At 61.9% G+C, this 18,025-nt stretch carries 21 protein-coding genes and 1 pseudogene; 9 read left to right on the forward strand and 13 right to left on the reverse strand.

Going from position 1 to position 18,025, the window contains the following annotated elements; translation table 11 throughout:
- Positions 1 to 4 precede the first annotated feature (4 nt).
- On the reverse strand, positions 5 to 1,441 hold the full coding sequence (locus MESS2_RS11430) for an MFS transporter (protein ID WP_008874382.1): 1,437 nt from the start codon (positions 1,439 to 1,441) through the stop codon (positions 5 to 7).
- A gap of 279 nt (positions 1,442 to 1,720) precedes the next feature.
- On the opposite strand from MESS2_RS11430, the gene MESS2_RS32950 reads away from it, so the two are divergent.
- Entirely contained in the window at positions 1,721 to 1,912 is a 192-nt protein-coding gene (locus MESS2_RS32950) for a hypothetical protein (protein WP_008874383.1), read from the forward strand.
- A complete protein-coding gene (locus MESS2_RS30875) occupies positions 1,900 to 2,322 on the forward strand; it encodes a hypothetical protein (RefSeq protein ID WP_008874384.1) in 423 nt (140 codons plus the stop codon). The genes MESS2_RS32950 and MESS2_RS30875 overlap by 13 nt, the downstream gene beginning before the upstream one ends.
- Here the strand turns inward: MESS2_RS30875 and MESS2_RS11445 are convergent.
- The 7 genes from MESS2_RS11445 to MESS2_RS11475 form a co-directional block, all read right to left on the reverse strand.
- Positions 2,293 to 3,417 carry a DNA-methyltransferase gene (locus tag MESS2_RS11445; protein WP_008874385.1) on the reverse strand — a complete coding sequence of 375 codons (1,125 nt, stop codon included), beginning with the start codon at positions 3,415 to 3,417 and terminating at the stop codon, positions 2,293 to 2,295. The two genes, MESS2_RS30875 and MESS2_RS11445, sit on opposite strands and share 30 nt — an antisense overlap.
- Before the next feature lie 162 nt (positions 3,418 to 3,579).
- A complete protein-coding gene (locus tag MESS2_RS11450; protein ID WP_008874386.1) occupies positions 3,580 to 4,059 on the reverse strand; it encodes a DUF992 domain-containing protein in 480 nt (159 codons plus the stop codon).
- Between the two features lie 130 nt (positions 4,060 to 4,189).
- Positions 4,190 to 4,663, reverse strand: coding sequence for a DUF992 domain-containing protein (locus tag MESS2_RS11455; protein ID WP_008874387.1), 474 nt, complete (start codon positions 4,661 to 4,663; stop codon positions 4,190 to 4,192).
- Positions 4,664 to 4,931: 268 nt separating this feature from the next.
- Complete coding sequence (locus MESS2_RS11460; RefSeq protein WP_008874388.1) at positions 4,932 to 5,777, reverse strand: tetratricopeptide repeat protein; 846 nt, start codon at positions 5,775 to 5,777, stop codon at positions 4,932 to 4,934.
- 193 nt (positions 5,778 to 5,970) lie between these two features.
- Entirely contained in the window at positions 5,971 to 6,234 is a 264-nt protein-coding gene (rpsU, locus tag MESS2_RS11465) for a 30S ribosomal protein S21 (protein WP_008874389.1), read from the reverse strand.
- Positions 6,235 to 6,416: 182 nt separating this feature from the next.
- Complete coding sequence (locus MESS2_RS11470) at positions 6,417 to 6,803, reverse strand: SET domain-containing protein (RefSeq protein ID WP_008874390.1); 387 nt, start codon at positions 6,801 to 6,803, stop codon at positions 6,417 to 6,419.
- A 110-nt stretch (positions 6,804 to 6,913) separates the two neighbouring features.
- A complete protein-coding gene (locus tag MESS2_RS11475) occupies positions 6,914 to 7,666 on the reverse strand; it encodes an SDR family oxidoreductase (RefSeq protein ID WP_008874391.1) in 753 nt (250 codons plus the stop codon).
- A 267-nt stretch (positions 7,667 to 7,933) separates the two neighbouring features.
- Here MESS2_RS11475 and MESS2_RS11480 point away from each other — a divergent pair, with 267 nt between their 5' ends.
- The 5 genes from MESS2_RS11480 (at position 7,934) to MESS2_RS11500 (ending at position 13,428) form a co-directional block, all read left to right on the forward strand.
- Positions 7,934 to 9,187 (forward strand): sarcosine oxidase subunit beta, encoded by a 1,254-nt coding sequence (locus MESS2_RS11480; RefSeq protein WP_008874392.1) that lies wholly within the window; start codon positions 7,934 to 7,936, stop codon positions 9,185 to 9,187.
- Between the two features lie 63 nt (positions 9,188 to 9,250).
- Entirely contained in the window at positions 9,251 to 9,547 is a 297-nt protein-coding gene (locus tag MESS2_RS11485) for a sarcosine oxidase subunit delta (RefSeq protein ID WP_008874393.1), read from the forward strand.
- Complete coding sequence (locus tag MESS2_RS11490) at positions 9,544 to 12,537, forward strand: sarcosine oxidase subunit alpha (protein WP_008874394.1); 2,994 nt, start codon at positions 9,544 to 9,546, stop codon at positions 12,535 to 12,537. The genes MESS2_RS11485 and MESS2_RS11490 overlap by 4 nt, the downstream gene beginning before the upstream one ends.
- Positions 12,530 to 13,111 carry a sarcosine oxidase subunit gamma gene (locus tag MESS2_RS11495; protein ID WP_008874395.1) on the forward strand — a complete coding sequence of 194 codons (582 nt, stop codon included), beginning with the start codon at positions 12,530 to 12,532 and terminating at the stop codon, positions 13,109 to 13,111. Before MESS2_RS11490 ends, MESS2_RS11495 begins: the two co-directional genes overlap by 8 nt.
- A gap of 92 nt (positions 13,112 to 13,203) precedes the next feature.
- The gene (locus MESS2_RS11500) at positions 13,204 to 13,428 is read left to right on the forward strand and encodes a hypothetical protein (protein ID WP_008874396.1); all 225 of its coding nucleotides are present in this window, start codon (positions 13,204 to 13,206) and stop codon (positions 13,426 to 13,428) included.
- Positions 13,429 to 13,541: 113 nt separating this feature from the next.
- On the opposite strand, the gene MESS2_RS11505 is transcribed toward MESS2_RS11500, so the two are convergent.
- The 5 genes and pseudogenes from MESS2_RS11505 to MESS2_RS33260 form a co-directional block, all read right to left on the reverse strand.
- On the reverse strand, positions 13,542 to 13,793 hold the full coding sequence (locus tag MESS2_RS11505; protein ID WP_008874397.1) for a DUF680 domain-containing protein: 252 nt from the start codon (positions 13,791 to 13,793) through the stop codon (positions 13,542 to 13,544).
- Between the two features lie 161 nt (positions 13,794 to 13,954).
- Positions 13,955 to 14,599: a TetR/AcrR family transcriptional regulator gene (locus MESS2_RS11510; protein ID WP_008874398.1), complete on the reverse strand. Its 645-nt coding sequence runs from the start codon at positions 14,597 to 14,599 to the stop codon at positions 13,955 to 13,957.
- A 172-nt stretch (positions 14,600 to 14,771) separates the two neighbouring features.
- Positions 14,772 to 15,266 (reverse strand): MaoC family dehydratase, encoded by a 495-nt coding sequence (locus MESS2_RS11515; protein WP_008874399.1) that lies wholly within the window; start codon positions 15,264 to 15,266, stop codon positions 14,772 to 14,774.
- Between the two features lie 19 nt (positions 15,267 to 15,285).
- Positions 15,286 to 16,101 (reverse strand): SDR family oxidoreductase, encoded by an 816-nt coding sequence (locus MESS2_RS11520; RefSeq protein WP_008874400.1) that lies wholly within the window; start codon positions 16,099 to 16,101, stop codon positions 15,286 to 15,288.
- 266 nt (positions 16,102 to 16,367) lie between these two features.
- Positions 16,368 to 16,613 (reverse strand): annotated as a pseudogene (locus MESS2_RS33260) (DUF1073 domain-containing protein); the annotation flags it as partial.
- 300 nt (positions 16,614 to 16,913) lie between these two features.
- Between MESS2_RS33260 and MESS2_RS11525 the strand changes: the two are divergent.
- Entirely contained in the window at positions 16,914 to 17,663 is a 750-nt protein-coding gene (locus tag MESS2_RS11525) for a hypothetical protein (RefSeq protein ID WP_040592717.1), read from the forward strand.
- An 18-nt stretch (positions 17,664 to 17,681) separates the two neighbouring features.
- Positions 17,682 to 17,969: a hypothetical protein gene (locus tag MESS2_RS11530; RefSeq protein ID WP_008874403.1), complete on the forward strand. Its 288-nt coding sequence runs from the start codon at positions 17,682 to 17,684 to the stop codon at positions 17,967 to 17,969.
- The last annotated feature ends 56 nt before the right edge of the window (positions 17,970 to 18,025 follow it).

The raw sequence follows: 18,025 nt of genomic DNA on the forward strand, positions 1-18,025 counted from the left end.
CGCTCTACGTGACAGCTTCCTGTGGCCTATCGGTCGCCACCGAAATCCTCAGCGCGGCAAGGCATCCCAAGATCCCGAGCGGCACGAAGGCGAGGAACAGCCAGCTTGCGACGTTCGCCGCCGCCTCGCGGTCGAGGCCGTCGGAAAAGCCGCTCGCATTGGCGATGATGCCTGCAAGTGCCGCACCCACCGCATAGCCAATGCGCTGCATCGTCGGCACCGCAGCCGACGCGATCGTCTGCTCGTCGGCCCTGGCCGATGCCACGATCACCCGCGTGACGAAAGGCCAGGCAATTCCGAAGCCGCCACCCTGCAACAGGGCGCAAAGCAGGATCAGCGGAATCGAGCCCAATGGCACAGTATAGGCGAAGCCGGCGATGCCGGCCGCGATCATTACCGCGCCGCCGGTGATGATCAGTCGTTCGCGCTCCGGCGGCGCATTGGCGACGAGGATCGACAGGATCGACCACGCGATCGATTCGGCGGCGATGATGTAGCCGGTGGTCAGGAGCGGAATGTCGTGCAGGCTGGTTAGGAGCAGCGGCCCATAGACACCGAAGGAGCAGGTTGCCACCGAAAAGGCGGCGACCATGGTCATGCCGCTGCCGACGGGCGAGCGCCATGAAAACAGCCTCGACGGGAACAGCCGCGAGCGCGGCTTCAGCGCATCGATGCGAACGAACAGCGCAAGGCCGATCAAGCCGAGGGCCAGCAGCAGGGACGAGCGCAGCAGGGCGATGTCGACGCCGGCCAAGGCGATCAGCACCACGGCGACGGCAAGGCAGCCGAGCGCGGCAAAGGGGAAGGGCGGCAGTTTGCCAACGATCGACTGCGGCCTGGTCGCCCCGGGCGTGTCGAGCACGATGAAGCTCGCCAAGGCCATGGTGGTGCCGCCGAGCGTGAACATGCCGAAGGCCCAGCGCCAGGACAGGAACTCGGCCATCAAGGCACCCAACATCGGCCCGCTGAAGGCGGCGACGCCCCAGATCGCCGACATCACGCCGAAGAGCTGCGGCCAGATGGCGCGCGGAAACAGCCGCTCGACCGAGACGAAGGCCAGCGATACCAGCGCGCCGCCGCCGAAACCCTCGATCAGGCGACCGGTGAGAAACAGTGGCATGGAAGGCGCGGTGGCGCAGACCAAGGCGCCGGCTGCGTAGAGCAGGGCGGCAACCACCATGTTGGTGCGCAGCGCGACAAAGCTAACCAGCCGTCCGGCGGCGGCCCCTGCGACGATGGCGCCAAGCTCGTAGATCGCCAGCGACCAGCCGACCAGTTGCACGCCAGCCAACTCGCCGACCATGGCCGGCATGATCGTCGCCACCATCGTCTCGTTGGTGGCGTGCAGCAGGATGCCAAGGCTGATGAAGCAGAAGCGCGCCAGATCGCCGCTCGCCCACAGCGCGGCCCAGTCCACTCTGTTTGTGCTGGTCTCGGTCACCCCGTCCTCCCGAACTTTCCTATACGCCGATTTTAAAAAATGCTGGAGCGTCCTTCGCGACCAAATGGGGCACGCGGCGCTTCGGGAATGGCTTGTAGGACCTCAACCGCGGTTGAGCTCAAGCGGTTTTTTAAACACTTATGGCGTCGAGGCAGCGTCGATCTCGGTGGGGCGCCTCGGTAACCGAAATTGCCAAAAAGCGACCCAGGGACTTTTGGGATTCTTTGCTGGACGACTATTACGGTTCCCCCTAGTCATAGAGTAAGGGGAATCAATCTTATGCATCGCGAAACGGTAGATACGTCAAAATTCAACGCAGCAGCTGTCCTGCCGTATCAGCTTCGGCTTAAAGATTTCGAGATTGCGATGCAGGACGTCTATGATTTTTTCCATGATGTAAACAACATGCTGTGGATCGGGGCCTACATCGTCTCGACGACATGCTTCGGCCAGCCGCCATGTCCGGTATGATGTCCGACATGCTGACTGCCTCCATGGCGAAGCATGCGCGCTCACTTGTCGAGAACCGACACTTCAACGGCCATCCCGACCTTCTGGTGCAAGGAGTCTATCCCAACAACTCGGTGAAATCCGGCACGGAAGGCGTCGAAATCAAGAGTACCCGCAAGCGAGGTGGCGCTGTCGATACCCATGGTGCGCGCGAGCAGCATATGTGCGTCTTTGTATATGAGACCGATCACGTTACGGAGCCGGCTCGTGATCGCCGCCCGATGCGTTTCTCGGAAGTCTATATTGCTCACGTGAAAGAGACCGATTTTCGTAAGAATCCGCGAGGCGAACTTGGCACCCGCACGGCGACACTCGATCGCGCCGGTGTTCAAAAACTCCGATCAAATTGGATCTATTTGCTGAACAGATAGAGCGGCGAGCTTCGGGACGACGCTGCGGGCCATCGTGACATAGGTCAGGTCCCTTTCCACGCCGATACTTTCGTAGCCGACCGCATTGGCGGCGGCGAGGGTAGAACCGGACCCCGCGAAGGGATCCAGGACGATACCGTCCCCCATGGGCAGCGAGGCATAGACGAGACGTCGCAGGAATGCCTGCGGCTTCAGGGACGGATGCGGAGCAATGCGCTTTTCACCCACCGGCGTAGGATTTGACTTGATGACGTCGCCGAAAGGTTTATCGGCCGAGATGCGACGGAAGCCGCCTGTCTTCCATTTGCGTAGGTTGTCCTGCACTCGTCCGTCCAAAGGATGACGCAGAACCACCCAAGGTTCAAACATTGAGCGTGGCATTACACTTACGTCCGGAAATTCTAAGTGCGCGTTCTTCGGCCGATCGCCGCCGCGCATGGTCATAACCAGACGAACAATATTCCCTCGAAGCTCCAAGCCGGCCTGTGTCATTGCACCTGCAACCAGATGCGCAAGGAGCGGGTTGCTCGCGACGATCACGTTGGCACCTGGCACCGTCGCGCGGAGCACAAGCCTGCCGAACTCTAGGAAAAAGTCATGTAACGCAGCATGTGCGCCTTCATCGAGTACGGTGAAGCGTGGCAAAGGGGAACGCCTATGTCCGTCGAAGGACGGCGGCACGCGCCAAACCCCGCCCCCCATTCCTCGCCTAAGCTTCTCTTGTTCGTCTTCTGTATATTCAAGCAATCCGTAGGGCGGGTCTGTAACCACCGCCTGTACTGACCTAGGCGCACAATCCCTTAACCAGCCGAAACAATCAGCATGAATCAGCGTGGACTTTCCGAGATAGTAGGTTTGTTGCTGCGCCTCGATCCCAGCCCCTTCGCCGTGCCCGTCGCGAAGCCTGTAGTGTCCACGCGCTGTTCGCTCAAAAAGTGCCGGCGTATTGAGATTGATGTAGGAACGGATTGAGGATGGCGCAACGCCCCCGAGCTTAAGGGCTACGGCTTGGTGGATCTCCCCCAACGATGCGCATTCTGCTGCAGCAAGATAACCTACGATCGAATCTCTGACACTTCCCGGCGCTCGACGCATGAGTCTCCCCAAAACCACCAGAAATATGCTATCGCTAAGACGTCTAGACGTCAATTGGCTTTCTTGGTGATTGTCGAATGATCCACATATGTTCACTGTTTGTTCGTTCCTAGCATGGGATCGAGACGAACGCCAGTTCCGATCGCGCCTCCGCCATCGCGATCAATCGGCCGTGCTGCGCAGCTGGAACTGGCTGACGCCGATGGCGATGTTGGCGCCGGTCTGTGTCTGCAGGCTGAGCGGCTGCAGAGTGAAGGCCTGCGAGGAGCCGCCTACCAACAGGTTGGCGCCGGCGCCGACCGCGGCCGTCAGCTCGGCGCTGGCGCCGACATAATCGCCGGCCAGCGCGCCCGGCGCGTAGATGTTTTTCAGCGGCGTCAGCACCAGCCACTGCATCACGCTCTGTCTGGTGGTGCCGATGTCCAGCCCGTATCTGTTGACGACACCGAAATAGGCTTCCGGCGCAAACGTCCTGTCGGCGGGCGTGAAGGTGCAGCTCAGATCCTTGCTCGAGCCGAAGATGAAGCCGGTGCCGCCGCCGATGGCGCAATCGAGCACGCCAAGCTCGACGCCCTGATCGCGCGCGTGAGCCTGACCTGCCCAGATGCCGATAATGGCAGCGGCGATGATGATTTTCTGCACGGTGAGTCCCCCTAAAGCGCATGAATGTCGTTATCCCAAAACCGCTGCTTGGGCGCCATGCATAAAAAAGTATACGGCGCGAAACAGTATCCTGTTCCGCGCCGTGCGTAGAGGGAGCAAATGTGCCCGCTTACTTGAAGGAGTGGATCAGCTCCAACGAGGCGACCGCCACCGCCAAGTTCACGCCAGTCTGCGCCTGGACGCTGAGCGGCTCCAGCATGAAGGCGCCGTCCAGTCCACCGACCAGGAGATTGGCGCCGCCGCCGGTCACGACGCTCGCCTCGGCGTTGACGCCATAATATCTGCCGGCAAGGTCGCCCTCGTCATGGCTGCGGGTGGCGGCCAGAACCGCCCATGCCAGTTGGCCCTGATGCGTCTGGCCGATATCGACGCCGAGCTTGGAGATCATCCCGGTGTACTTCTCGGACGGCCCGCGATCATAGGGGCGGAAGGTGCAGGACACGCCCTTGTTTGACGTGATGACATAGCCGGTGCCACCGTCGATGGTGCAATCAAGCGTCCCAAGCCGGAGCGTTCCGGCGTTGACGGGAACGGCAAGCAGGGTCGTGGCGAGCGCTGCGGCGCAGCCGGTTTTCTTGATCATGGGGAGGTCCTTTCGCGAATTGCCTTGAACAACGGCTGAGCATCCTGAGCGTTCCGCCGAAAACTTGGCGCGATCAAGGCGGGAGTTCGTGCATGACCCCGGGAATCGAATCGATTTTCGGAAAGGATCATGCGCAAAATCAAAGTGTTACAGCGTCCTTTGCGCGTCCAAGGACGCGCGGCGCTGTAATGCGGCGTTATAGGCGTGCCAAACCGCCGTCGGCCGTGGACCGATGACGGGCTCCGTCTTCAGCCGAAACCGCCTTCGATCAGCCGGCGTTGGTGCGCGCCAAGCCGTCCTTGGCCGGCTGGTAGGTCGGATCGAGACGGACCGCTTCGCGGTATGATTTCGACGCCCTGGCCTTGTCGCCGCGCCGCTCGTAAATCAGCGCCTGATTGGACCAGGCTTCGGCGTTCTTGCCGTCGAGCTTGACGGCCATGTTGAAGTCGGCGAAGGCGTTGTCTTCGTCGTTCATGGCGAGGTAGGACAGGCCGCGGCCGTTGTAGGGCTCGGCCGCGTCAGGCGACAGCGAGATGGCGGTCGAGAAATCCTCGATGGCGAAAGCGTGCTGGCCCTGGCTCTGATAGATCAGGCCGCGATTGTGGTAGGCGCGGGCATCGGTTGTGTCGAGCTGGATCGCCTTCTGGAAATCGTTAAAGGCGTCCTGGGTGCGACCGGCCTTGCGATAGAGGTTGCCGCGGCCGATATAGGCGGCGTCGTAGCTCGAATTGATCTGGATCGCGCGGTTGTAATCGGCAAGGGCGGCTTCCTGGTTGCCGAGGAAGCGCTGGATGAGGGCGCGGTTCGAATAAGCCTGGTAGAAATTCGGACTGAGTTGGATGGCGGTGTCGAAATCCTTCAGCGCCGCCCGGTACTGACCGCCGCGGCCATAGGCCGAGCCGCGCACATTGTAGCCTTCCGGATCCTGGGGATTGCGCTGGATCACGGCCGAGAGCGAGGAGATGTTCTCGGTCGAGCCTTGCGCCTTGTCGATATTGTTGAATTCGCCGGTCGGGGCCGTCTGGCAGCCGGCCAGCGCCAGGCCGGAAAGCAGGGCTGCCGTCAGTGCAAAGCCGTGCAATGCGGTTCTGCGCTCCACGGTATTTGCGTTCATGTCTGCTCTGTCCTTAACTGCAGCCGCGCCGTCAGGTCCGTTTCCCCTCCGAACCGGGTCGAAATTGTCACCAAGCGTTAAAGCGTACCTTGCGCGTCCAAATGGATGCAGGTCGCTCTAAACAAAAAGGTGGCGGCGATTCCGCATCGCGCCACCTTGGATATCCTTCGAAAAGGACGAAAAATTGGCGGTATCAGCGCGGCGGACGCGCTGCGCCGGCAGCACCGGCCGCGACCGGGCGCGGCGTCATCGGCAACAGGCCTTCGCGCTGTGCACGCTTGCGGGCCAGCTTGCGGGCGCGGCGAACGGCTTCCGCCTTCTCGCGGGCGCGCTTTTCGGAGGGCTTCTCATAATGTCCGCGCATCTTCATTTCGCGGAAGATGCCTTCGCGCTGCATCTTTTTCTTGAGCGCGCGAAGCGCCTGATCAACATTGTTGTCGCGGACGAGTACCTGCACGTGCAATCCTGTCTTTCGGGTTTGAAATCAACAGGCAAACGGCCATAGCCGAAAGCCTCCGCGGCGAATTCCACCACGAATTGGGGCGGCTGATAGCAGAATCATGCCGTCCTGTCCACTGCCGAATGCAGATAGCCAGGCCAAAACACGACGAGTCGCGACGACGCCCCTCGGTCCTGCCGCTATGCCGTCGCCAAATGAAGCCGGGCGAAATCCTCGAAGAACTCGCCGTAGTCGCAGGTTATCTCCTCGTCGGCCGCAATGTCGCGGGTGGCGGTTGCTCCGCCATATTGCGAAAAGTCCGTGTTCGGCCGTTCGGCATGGTTCATGAAGCGCCCATTGTCGACTTCATAGACCATGAATCCCGGCCGGTCCGGGCTCGGATAGGCGTATCTGTCGAGCAATTCCTTGAGGTGCGGCGGCGCCGCCTTGTATTTTTCCATCGGGATCAGCCGGTCGAAGTCCGGATCGAGGCGCCAGATCGACGACCCTTTCTTGATCGGCTCGACGGCGAACACGCCGACGCCTTCGATTGCGCTCTGGGCGATATAGGTTCTGATCAGCAGCATGTTTTCCGGCTCGTTTTCGACGGGAAAACGAAATCGTCAAATCGCACTGAAAATCAAGGGGCGGTTTTGCGACATTTCGGCTGATGGATATCACCGCGCCGCCGGACAGTTCACGTCCGGTTGATCGACACGCCGCCGTCGGCAAACAGCGCGGTTCCGGTGGTGAAGCTGGATGCGTCAGACGCCAGAAAAAGCGCAGAGCGGGCGATCTCTTCCGGCTGCGCCATGCGCTTCAGGGCGTGGATGCCTTCGACGAAGGCCCGTGCCTCCGGCGTGGTCGTCGTCGCGCCCGGCGTGTCGGTGCCGCCGGGCAGCAGTGCGTTGACCCGCAACCCTTGTGCCCCGTATTCGGCGGCCAGAACCTGCGTCAGCCCGATCAGGCCGGCCTTGGCCGCGGCATAGGCCGCCATGCCCGGTATGCCGGCGGTGCGCCCGACGAAGCTGGAGGTGAAGATCAGCGAGCCGCCGCCGCGCTCCAGCAGCGCCGGCACCTGGTATTTCGCACCGATAAAGGCGCCGGTCAGGTTGGTGTCGATGGTCTCGTGCCACGTCTTCAGCGACATGTCGGGAACCGGTCCCATCTGGCCGACGGAGCCGGCGTTGTTGAAGGCGATGTCGAGCCCGCCGAACCGGCCCACCGCAAGATCGACAAGGGCCTTGGCATAGGCCTCGTCCCTGACATCGCCGGCAAGGGCGATTGCCGTGCCCTCCTCGATTTCGCCGACAAGCGCGTCAAGCTCGGCCTGACGGCGGCCGGCGACGACGAGCTTGGCGCCCTGTTCGGCGAAGAGCTTCGCGGTGGCGCGGCCGATGCCGGAACTGGCGCCGGTGACGATAGCGACCTTGTTGGCGAGTGCGAACATTTTTCAGCGTCCTTTGCTTTCCTTGCCGGCCTCGCCGGCGGTCGGGGGCTTGGTCGCAAATGACGGCGCCGCGAGCCACCCGATACCTGCGAAGCGTCCGCATTTGATCTGATTGGCTCATCGCTCCGGAGGCGTTGCTCCGTCACGGCGCAAAACGGCAAGCGCCGTCGCAAACAGCGCAAGGGTGGCAGCGCTGTTTCGCTAGTGATACACCTGGCGCGCCGGGGCTCGATTGGATGTCCGGCCGCTATCTGCGAGGCTTGAGCGTTGAAAAAATATTCGGTATTCGCCATCGCCCGCGAGGCCATGCGCGGCCATAAGGGCTGGGAAGAGCAATGGTCCTCGCCCGAGCCGAAGAAGGAATACGACGTCATCATCGTCGGCGCCGGCGGGCATGGCCTGGCCACCGCCTACTATCTCGCCACGGTGCACGGCATCACCAATGTCGCGGTGCTGGAGAAGGGCTGGCTCGGCGGCGGCAATACCGGCCGCAACACCACCATCATCCGTTCCAACTACCTCTATGACGAGAGCGCCGGCATCTACGACCATGCGCTGAAGTTGTGGGATGGACTGAGCCAGGAGCTCAATTACAACGTCATGTATTCGGCGCGCGGCGTCATGATGCTCGCCCACAATGTGCACGACATCCAGGTGCTGAAGCGCCACGTGCACGCCAACCGGCTGAACGGCATCGACAATGAGTGGCTAACGCCGGAGCAGGCGAAGGAATTCTGCCCGCCGCTCAATATCTCGAAGCAGGCGCGTTATCCGGTGGTGGGGGCTGCCTTGCAGCGTCGCGGCGGTACCGCTCGCCACGACGCCGTCGCCTGGGGCTATGCGCGCGGCGCCTCGGCGCGCGGCGTCCACATCATCCAGAATTGCGAGGTCACCGGCGTCAAGCGGGCGGCCAACGGCGCGGTCACCGGCGTCGAGACGACACGCGGCTTCATCGGCGCCAAGAAGGTCGGCGTCGTTGCCGCCGGCCATTCGTCCGTCATCATGAACATGGCCGGCGTGCGCATGCCGCTGGAGAGCTATCCGCTGCAGGCGCTGGTGTCGGAGCCGGTCAAGCCGGTGGTGCCTTGCGTGGTGATGTCGAACACGGTGCATGCCTATATCTCGCAGTCCGACAAGGGCGAACTGGTCATCGGCGCCGGCACCGACCAGTATGTCTCCTATTCGCAGACCGGCGGCCTGCACATCCTCCAGCACACGCTCGACGCCATCTGCGAGATGTTCCCGATCTTCACGCGCATGAAGATGTTGCGCTCCTGGGGCGGCATCGTCGATGTCACGCCCGACCGCTCGCCGATCCTGGCCAAGACGCCGGTGCCCGGCCTCTATGTCAATTGCGGCTGGGGCACGGGCGGCTTCAAGGCGACGCCGGGCTCGGGCCACGTCTTTGCCCACACCATCGCCAGGGACGATCCGCACCCGATCAACGCGCCCTTCACCATCGAGCGCTTCCGCACCGGCCGCCTGATCGACGAGGCGGCGGCGGCGGCGGTGGCGCACTGATGGCCGTCGAGAGGCTTAGCGACCAACCGGCCATCGGCCACGGCGACTTGTAGGACAAACAGAATGCTTCTCATCCGCTGCCCCTATTGCGAGGAAGAGCGTCCGGAACTCGAATTCCGTAACGCCGGCGAAGCGCATATTGCGCGTTCGGCAAACATTACGGGCGAGAGCGACGACGACTTCGAAAAGTTCTTCTTCATCCGCTCGAACCCCAAGGGCATCATCTATGAGCGCTGGCGGCACATGCATGGCTGCGCGCGTTTCTTCAACGCCGTACGCGACACCGTCACCGACAAGTTCATCATGACCTACAAGGCCGGCGAACCAAAACCTGCGAAGGTGCCGGGAGTTGCCAAATGAGCGGCGCTTTCCGCATTCCCGGTGCCGGGCGCCTTAAGCAGGCAAAGACGGCCCGCTTCAGCTTCGACGGCCAGTCTTACGCCGGCATCGAGGGCGACACGCTGGCCTCGGCGCTGCTCGCCAACGGCGTCCATCTGGTCGGCCGTTCGTTCAAGTATCACCGGCCGCGCGGCTTCCTGTCGGCCGGCGCCGAGGAGCCCAACGCGCTGGTCGAGATCAGGCGCGACGCGGCGCGCAAGACGCCGAATGTGCGGGCGACGGTCCAGGAACTCTATGATGGGCTCGCCGCGCAGTCGCAAAACCGCTGGCCGTCGCTTGCCTTCGACGTCGGCGCGGTCAACGACATCGCCTCGCCGCTGTTTTCGGCCGGCTTCTACTACAAGACCTTCATGTGGCCGAAGGCAGCATGGAAAAACCTCTACGAGCCGAAGATACGGGCGGCAGCCGGCCTTGGCGTCGCGCCCGACCAGCCGGACCCCGACCACTATTCAGCGCGCTACGCCCATTGCGACGTGCTGGTGCTGGGCGGCGGTGCTGCCGGCATCGCCGCCGCACTTGCCGCGGCTGAGACCGGCGCGCGCGTCATCCTTGCCGACGAGCAGGCGGAATTCGGCGGCAGCCTGCGTTTCGAGAGTGGTGCTGGGATCGACGGCCAGGACGGCTTTGCCTGGGCGCAGGCAGCAGTCGCCAGCCTCAAGGCTATGGACAATGTCCGCGTGCTGTCGCGCAGCACGGCCTTCGGTTATTATGCGCAGAATTTTGTCGGGCTGGTCGAGCGGGTCAGCGACCATCTGCAAAACCCGGGCCGCGACCTGCCGCGCGAGCGGCTTTGGCAGGTCCGTGCCAGGCGCGTGGTGCTGGCGACCGGCGCCATCGAGCGCCACATGGTGTTCGCCGACAACGACCGCCCGGGCATCATGCTGGCTTCGGCCGCGCGCACTTTTCTCAATCATTATGGCGTCGCCGTCGGCAGGAATGTCGGCGTCTATACGGCCAATGATTCCGCCTATGCGGCGGCGATCGACCTGAAGAAGGCCGGCGTCAACGTGGCGGCCATCGTCGACCTGCGCGACAATCCGACCGGGCCGGTGATCGACGAGGCGAGGGCGCTTGGCATCGAGATCAATTTCGGCCGCGCGGTGATCCGCGCCGGCGGCAAATTGCGGGTGTCGTCGATGACCGTGCAGCCGAAGAATGGCGGCGGCGAGCGCATCATCCCCGTCGATGCGATCCTGATGTCGGCCGGCTGGACGCCCTCGGTGCATCTGTTCTCGCAATCGCGCGGCAAGGTCGCCTTCAATGACGAAACCAAGCGCTTCGTGCCCGGCGCCTACGCGCAGGACTGTGTCTCGGTCGGCGCCTGCAACGGCACGGACGGGCTGTCGGCGACGATCGACGAAGCCTACGCGGCGGGCGCCAAGGCGGCGAAGGATGCCGGCGCGAAGGTGGCTAAGGGCACGAAGCCGAAGGTCGATGCCAGCGAAAGCTGGTCGCGCGGCATGCTTGGTGCGGCCCCCGGAGCCGGGCCGAATACGACGGTCAAGGCCTTCGTCGATTTCCAGAACGACGTCACCGCCAAGGACATCCGCCAGGCCGTGCATGAGGGCATGCGCTCGATCGAGCATGTCAAGCGCTTCACCACCAATGGCATGGCGACCGACCAGGGCAAGACTTCGAACATGCATGGCCTGGTCATTGCCGCCGAGACGCTGGGCAAGCCGATCCCGCAAGTCGGGCTGACGACGTTCCGCGCACCTTATACGCCGGTCACCTTCGGTTCGATCGTCGGCCATGCGCGCGGCCCGCTCTTCGATCCGACCCGCAAGACGGCGATCCATCCCTGGGCCGAGGCCCAAGGCGCGGTGTTCGAGGATGTCGGCCAATGGAAGCGCGCCTGGTATTTTCCGAAAGCGGGCGAGGACATTCACGCTGCCGTCGACCGCGAATGCGTCACCGTCCGCAAGACCGCCGGCCTGTTCGACGCCTCGACACTGGGCAAGATCGAGGTGGTCGGGCCGGATGCGGCCAAGTTCATGGAACTGCTCTACACCAACCCCTGGGAGAAGCTCGAGCCCGGCCGCTGCCGCTATGGTATCATGCTGCGCGAGGACGGCTTCATCTATGACGACGGCGTTGTCGGCAGGCTGGCGCCGGACCGTTTCCATGTGACGACGACGACCGGCGGCGCGCCGCGCGTCATGAACCACATGGAGGACTATCTCCAGACCGAGTTCCCGCATCTCAATGTCTGGCTGACCTCGACCACCGAACAATGGGCGGTCATCGCCGTGCAGGGGCCGAAGTCGCGCGATATCATCGCTCCGCTGGTCGCAGGCATCGACATGTCGGACGAGGCGCTGCCGCATATGTCGGTGCGCGAGGGCAGGATATGCGGCGTGCCGACCAGGCTGTTCCGTATGTCGTTCAGCGGCGAGCGCGGCTTCGAGGTCAATGTGCCCGCCGATTACGGTCAGGCGGTCTGGGAGGCGCTATGGGCCGAGGGCCAGAAGCATGGCGCCACCGCCTATGGCACCGAGGCGATGCACGTGCTGCGCGCCGAAAAGGGCTATATCATCGTCGGCCAGGACACCGACGGCACGGTGACGCCGAACGATGCCGGTCTCGACTGGGCGGTCGGCAAAAGGAAGACCGACTTCGTCGGTATTCGCGGCATGGCGCGGCCGGACCTGGTCGCCAAGGGCCGCAAGCAGCTTGTCGGCCTGAAGACCAAGGATCCGAAAGTGGTGCTGGAAGAGGGCGCGCAGGTCGTCGCGGATCCGAAGCAAGCGGTCCCGATGACAATGATCGGCCATGTCACCTCCAGCTACTGGTCGGAAAATTGCGGCCGTTCGATCGCGCTGGCGCTGGTTGCCGACGGCCGCGACCGCATGGGCGAGACATTATACGTGCCGATGCCGAACGGGACGATCGAGGTCGAGGTTAGCGGAATGGTGTTCTTCGACGAGAAGGGAGAGCGCCTCAATGGCTAAGGCCGCCACCAGGAAAACTGCCGCCGCGACACCGTCAGTCGAACGCCGCGCCGCACTCGCCGGCCAGGAACTTTCCGCCACCGGCGTCAAGCTTGCCGTGCTGCCGACGGCGGAGCGTATTTCGCTGCGCGCACCGGAGGCCTCTGTCGCAGCGCTTTCGAAAGCACTTGGCGTGACCTTGCCGCGAAAGCCGAAGACCTCGGCGTCCAAGGCCGGGCGCACGGCATTGTGGCTTGGACCGGACGAATGGCTGGTCATCGACGAAGCCGGCAAGGACCCGCTCGCCGATTGCGCTGAGGTGACGGCGTTGCATTCGGCGGTCGGCATCTCGCACCGCAACGTCGCCATTTCAGTTACCGGTCCGGCGGCTGCCTCGGCAATCAACTCAGGCTGTCCGCAGGATCTGTCGCTCGACGCCTTTCCGGTGGGGGCAGCGTCGCGCACCATACTGGGCAAGGTCGAGATCGTGCTGTTGCGCACCGCCGAGGACGCATTCCGGGTCGAATGCTGGCGTTCCTTCTCCGATTATGTCTTTACTTTTCTATCCTACGCGGCAGGCGACGCGGCGGCTTGAAGCAGAAAAGCGCGACAGTCTCCGACGGAATGGATTTCAGGAACCATCGCCGCGCTGGCTCGTTTGCCAGAGCAAGTCGAGGGAGAGTGCCGATGCCGCCGAAATCAGCGCCGAAGCCAGCCGGGAAAACCTCGGCTGTCCGCTCGCTCGAGCAGGAAAGAGATCGCGAGGTCGCGGAAGAGGAACTCGACGAAGGTCTCGAGGATACGTTTCCGGCCAGCGATCCGGTGTCGATCACCGGAACGTCCATTTCCGGCGCTCCCGCAAGACCGGGCAAAGCCAAGACCGTAGCGGGAATGAAGAAGCGCAAGAAATAATCCATCTGGCGAAGCTGTGCTTGGTGGTCAAGAAAACGGGCGGTCAGGATTTCCTGCCGCCCTTTGTCGTCATATCGGGGTCGTCACAACCGTTCGGGTTGCGTTACCGAACCTTAGAACGTGCTGGGCACGATCCACGGATTGATGTCGATACCAAGCTTCGGACCCTTGCGGTCGACCGGGCCGGTCTTGGTCGCGCCACCGACCTTTTCGACCGAGCCGGTTGCTACGCAATCGAGCTTCACATTGGCGTTGGTGTGGATGCAGGCCGCCGCCGGCGCCTGCTTCGCCGGCTGGCTGCTGCCGGCGATGGCGGCGCCCGAGAAAACAAGCACGGCGGCGAGGGTGAGGACTGTCTTTTTCATCATCTGTCTCCGGTCAAATCTTTCCGTACATGTACGATGCAATGTACAAATACGCCCGAAGACGCGGGACTTCAAGTCAGAAATCGTACACGTACAATCAAATTTTCTTAAAAACCAAAATGTCGCACGGTGAGGCCGGATCAAACTGTGCATGCAGGTGGTCAGCAGTTGGGCGGCGTTTCGGTCAGCGGCGGCATATCTTGCGTCATCAGACCGGCCAGCGCGAAATCGCACATCCGCTTCACGAAAGCCTGCGGGTCGCCGAAGGGATAGAAGGGGAAGGTGATCAGCAGCGAGATCGTGCCATGGCCGACCGCCCACAGCGTGGTGGCGATGGCGCGCGGATCGCCCTTGAGCTTGCCGGCGGCGACGCACGCCTCGACTCTGCTGATCAGCACCTTCATCGCCGGGTTGGCTTCGTGCATCTCGGCGAAGGTCTTGCCCCCTGGCGGCCTGGTCTTTTCGGTCATGAACACGGTGCGGTATTCATTGGGATTGCCAAGTCCGAAGGCGGCATATTCCGTCATGACCGCCTGCAATGCCTCGATCGGATCGTCGGACGGATGCTCCTCGATGCGCTGGGCAAGCGTCTCGAAGGCGTCCTCGGCCAGGGCGAACAATATGTCCTGCTTGTCGGCGAAATAAGAATAGACCGACATCGGCGCATAGCCGACGCGCTTGGCCAGCTTGCGGATGGTGAGGCCCTCATAGCCTTCTTCCTGGACAAGTTTGTGGGCTGCCTCGACAAGTTCGGAGCGCAGTTCGGCCTTTTGCTTCTCGCGGCGTGTCTGGACGCTCAGCGGCAATTTTTTCCTGCCTTCGGTTGTTGGTGGCCGGCTAAATTATATACGCTGTACGGAATCGGGCAAGGCGGCATCAGACCGGCTTGGCCTGCAGGTCGGCCGGCACATGAAGTTCATCTCAGCCGGCGCTCGCTGATGCCTGCGAATTTGCGCGCCCGGCACTCCCGCTGACCTTTCATGCCGCTTCTGGCTGGCGCTCGATCAGTGTCAGCGTCAGCCAGCGTGCGGTCAGCGCCGGCTTTTTCGAGCCTTCGATCTCGATGGTCACGTCGTGCGCCGTCTGCACCCAGCCCGACGGCCTGACCTTGACGTCGGCGAGCACGAAACGGGTGCGGATGCGCGAGCCGGTCTTCACCGGGGCCAGGAAGCGCAGCGAATCGAAGCCATGATTGACGCCCATTTTGCTGTTTTCGAGCGGCGGCATGGTCTCGAAGGTCATCGCCGACAATAGCGACAGCGACAGGAAGCCATGCGCGATGGTGCCGCCGAACGGCGTCTCCAGCCTGGCGCGCTCCGGATCGCAATGGATGAACTGGTGATCGTCGGTGGCGTCGGCGAACTGGTCGATCATGCGCTGCGAGACCACCCGCCACGGTGACACGCCGACTTCCTTGCCGACGCTGGCCAGAAGCACATCGAGACTGATCGGTTCCACGCTGATGCCCTCCATTTCAACCGCCCGGGCGGCCTCATTCCTTGAACAGTGTCAGCCCATGCTGCACCGACTGCCCGCCGTCGATCGGCAGGATGGCGCCGGTGACATAACTGCCAGCACGGCTGCACAAATAGAGCGTTGCGCCGGCAATGTCATCCGGTGTGCCGATGCGCCCGATCGGAACATGGCCGCCAACATGTTTCGCCTGTTCCTCGGTCGCGGTGGCGAAAGCGGTCATCCGGCTCTGGAAAGGTCCAGGGGCAAAGGCGTTGACGGTGATGCGACGCGCGGCGAATTCGATCGCCAGCGTGCGCGTCAGATGGTGAACCGCGGCCTTCGAGGCCGTGTAGGAATAGGCGTCGTCGGCGAGCGGCTGGGTGCCCATCACCGAGCCCAGATTGATCACCCGGGCCGGGTCTTCGTCGCTGGCGGCGGCATCGAGCAGCGGCAGAAGCTCGCGCGTCAGATGGAAAACGGCGGTGACGTTGACGCCGAACACCTTGGCCCAGGCGTGGTATGGGAAGTCCTCCAGCGGCGCGCCCCAGGAGACGCCGGCATTGTTGACCAGGATGTGCAGCCGCTCGGTCCGCGACCTGACCTCGGCGACTAGAGAAGCGATGCCGGCCTCGCTGGAAACATCGCCGGCAAAGCCTTCCGCCCGGCCGGAGGCGCCGAGGCCGTTCAATTCGCCGGCGACCCTGACGCAGTCCTCACCCTTGCGCGAGGCGATCATCACGCTGGCGCCCCCATGGACCAGAGCGGTCGCCGCCATGCGGCCGATGCCGGTCGCTGCCCCGGTGACCAGCGCGGTCTTGCCGGCGACCGAAAACAGTTCGTCAAGATAGCTCATTCGCAACTCCTCCGTGCCTTCTCGCTATCCGGGTGAGGGGCTCGCGTTGACAAGGCTATCCGAAGTACGGTCATCCTTGCCACGGGTAAAGTGCCAGAGCCGATGCGGCCCTGACTAGTGCCAATAGAGGAGGTTCTCCGAGATGAAAGCGCTGCTATTGGTCGGTGATGGTTACACGAAGAACCGCGAGCGGCAACGCGTTGGAGGCGATGGAGGCCATGGCGCGGCGTTCCCTTCTCCCGTTCACGGGGAGAAGGTGACCCGAAGATCGGTTCGATCTCGACGCCTTCGGCCTGCCAGTCACGCCACGCCCGCACGCTATTAAAGGCTGGAATGTCGACGATCTTCCTCGGCAACCATGCGCCACGGTATGCATTGAGCACCTGATCATCCGTGATGATCGGCAGGGTATAGTAGCTGCTCGACGCCTTGTCCCGGCCCGTGCCCATGCGGGATACGAGATTGGTCAGGCTGCCGCCGAATTTGCAAGCAATATCAACAACTGATCCCATAGCAGCCTTCAATATCTAGCGAAGTTCTAGCGAAATTCATGCCAGTAAACGGCCATTCTTGGATTAGAATTGACCGGTCGCTTACCGGGAAAAATTATGACGCACATTGACACAACCCCAAAGCAATTGCTTATGTAGAGGTTACGGAAGTATCCTTTTGGGGGAGGGGTAATTTTGCGACCTTACTTTTTTGGACTAATAGCACCCGGATTACTTTTGTCCGCGTGTGCCATCCCACCGCACTCGCAGGATTACTCAAAAGTATCTAGCTACGACATAGTGCTTCGTGTGCTGTGCGAAATGAGAGACGCGGTTCGCGATCTGATGCGGCAGGCTATAATTCGACGTAACAAAGAACTTTACAATAAGTTCACTACAGATGCCGAATTTACAAATCTAAAAGTTGATAAGCTTCCCGAAAAATCTCGGGAGGTCATAGAGAGATATCAAAATGTTCTGATAGGGTACGAATTTAACTTGGATGTTACAGAGACCAACGCTGCCCTTGGTTCGGTTGACTTTGTCGGAGCTCTGACCCGAGGAACGTTCGGATTGGGCCTTACGGCATCTGCTACACTGGAACGGAATGGCGTCGAGAATTTCCGCGTCCTAGACAGCTTCGGTCGATTGGTAACTCTTGTTCGGGACCGCGAGTACTGCGAGCGAGCGCCCCCTCGCACAAAAAACTACGTCTATCCAATCACCGGAGCCCTAGAACTGCGCCGGTATGCCCAGACGTTTTTAAGCATGAACCAATCAGGCAATCTCGACACATCCAAGACCCCTTACACCGTAACTTTGAAGTTTACGACGAGTGCCAAAAATTCGGTTGGTCCGTCACTCGGTCTGAATCCGCTCGGTGAGCCATTTGAGCTCTCAAAAGCATCGGGGTCCGTCTCTAACGGTCGATCTGAGGTTCACAAGGTGGCCATCACACTTGTTATGCCAACCGGGCCTAGCGAACGCGCTCTCACGATCGCGGAGCAGCGCGTCGAAGATGAACTAAATAACGTGCGATTGCAGCAGGCGTTCGAGCGCCGTCGAGAATAGATGAGGAGGAGCATGAAAATGGCAATAAATTTCGACGACATGGAAATTAGCACCGTTCCCGAAACGCCACCCGCGATGACACCAGAGAAAGTCTTCGAGGTCGTAGACCTCATCACCCAGATGGGCGGGAGAGAGCAGTTTTTAGCCGCCTGCCATGCCCATGGCTTCTCCTTGAACCTCCCGTCTGACGACATTGCGTTTGTCAAGCAAGCTGTACTCGACATCGCTCGAGCCAATGCTAAACGGGCGCAAAAATTCGGTATGGAGATCCAAGCGATCGTGCGTTCATATCCCACATGCATCTGATGATTTTCAGGTTGCTCCTGCCCCTCACTTGCTGCCGGCATTCTCTGGCGAGGAAA

Origin of the sequence: Mesorhizobium metallidurans STM 2683 (genome assembly GCF_000350085.1) — a bacterium.
Lineage (GTDB): Bacteria > Pseudomonadota > Alphaproteobacteria > Rhizobiales > Rhizobiaceae > Mesorhizobium > Mesorhizobium metallidurans.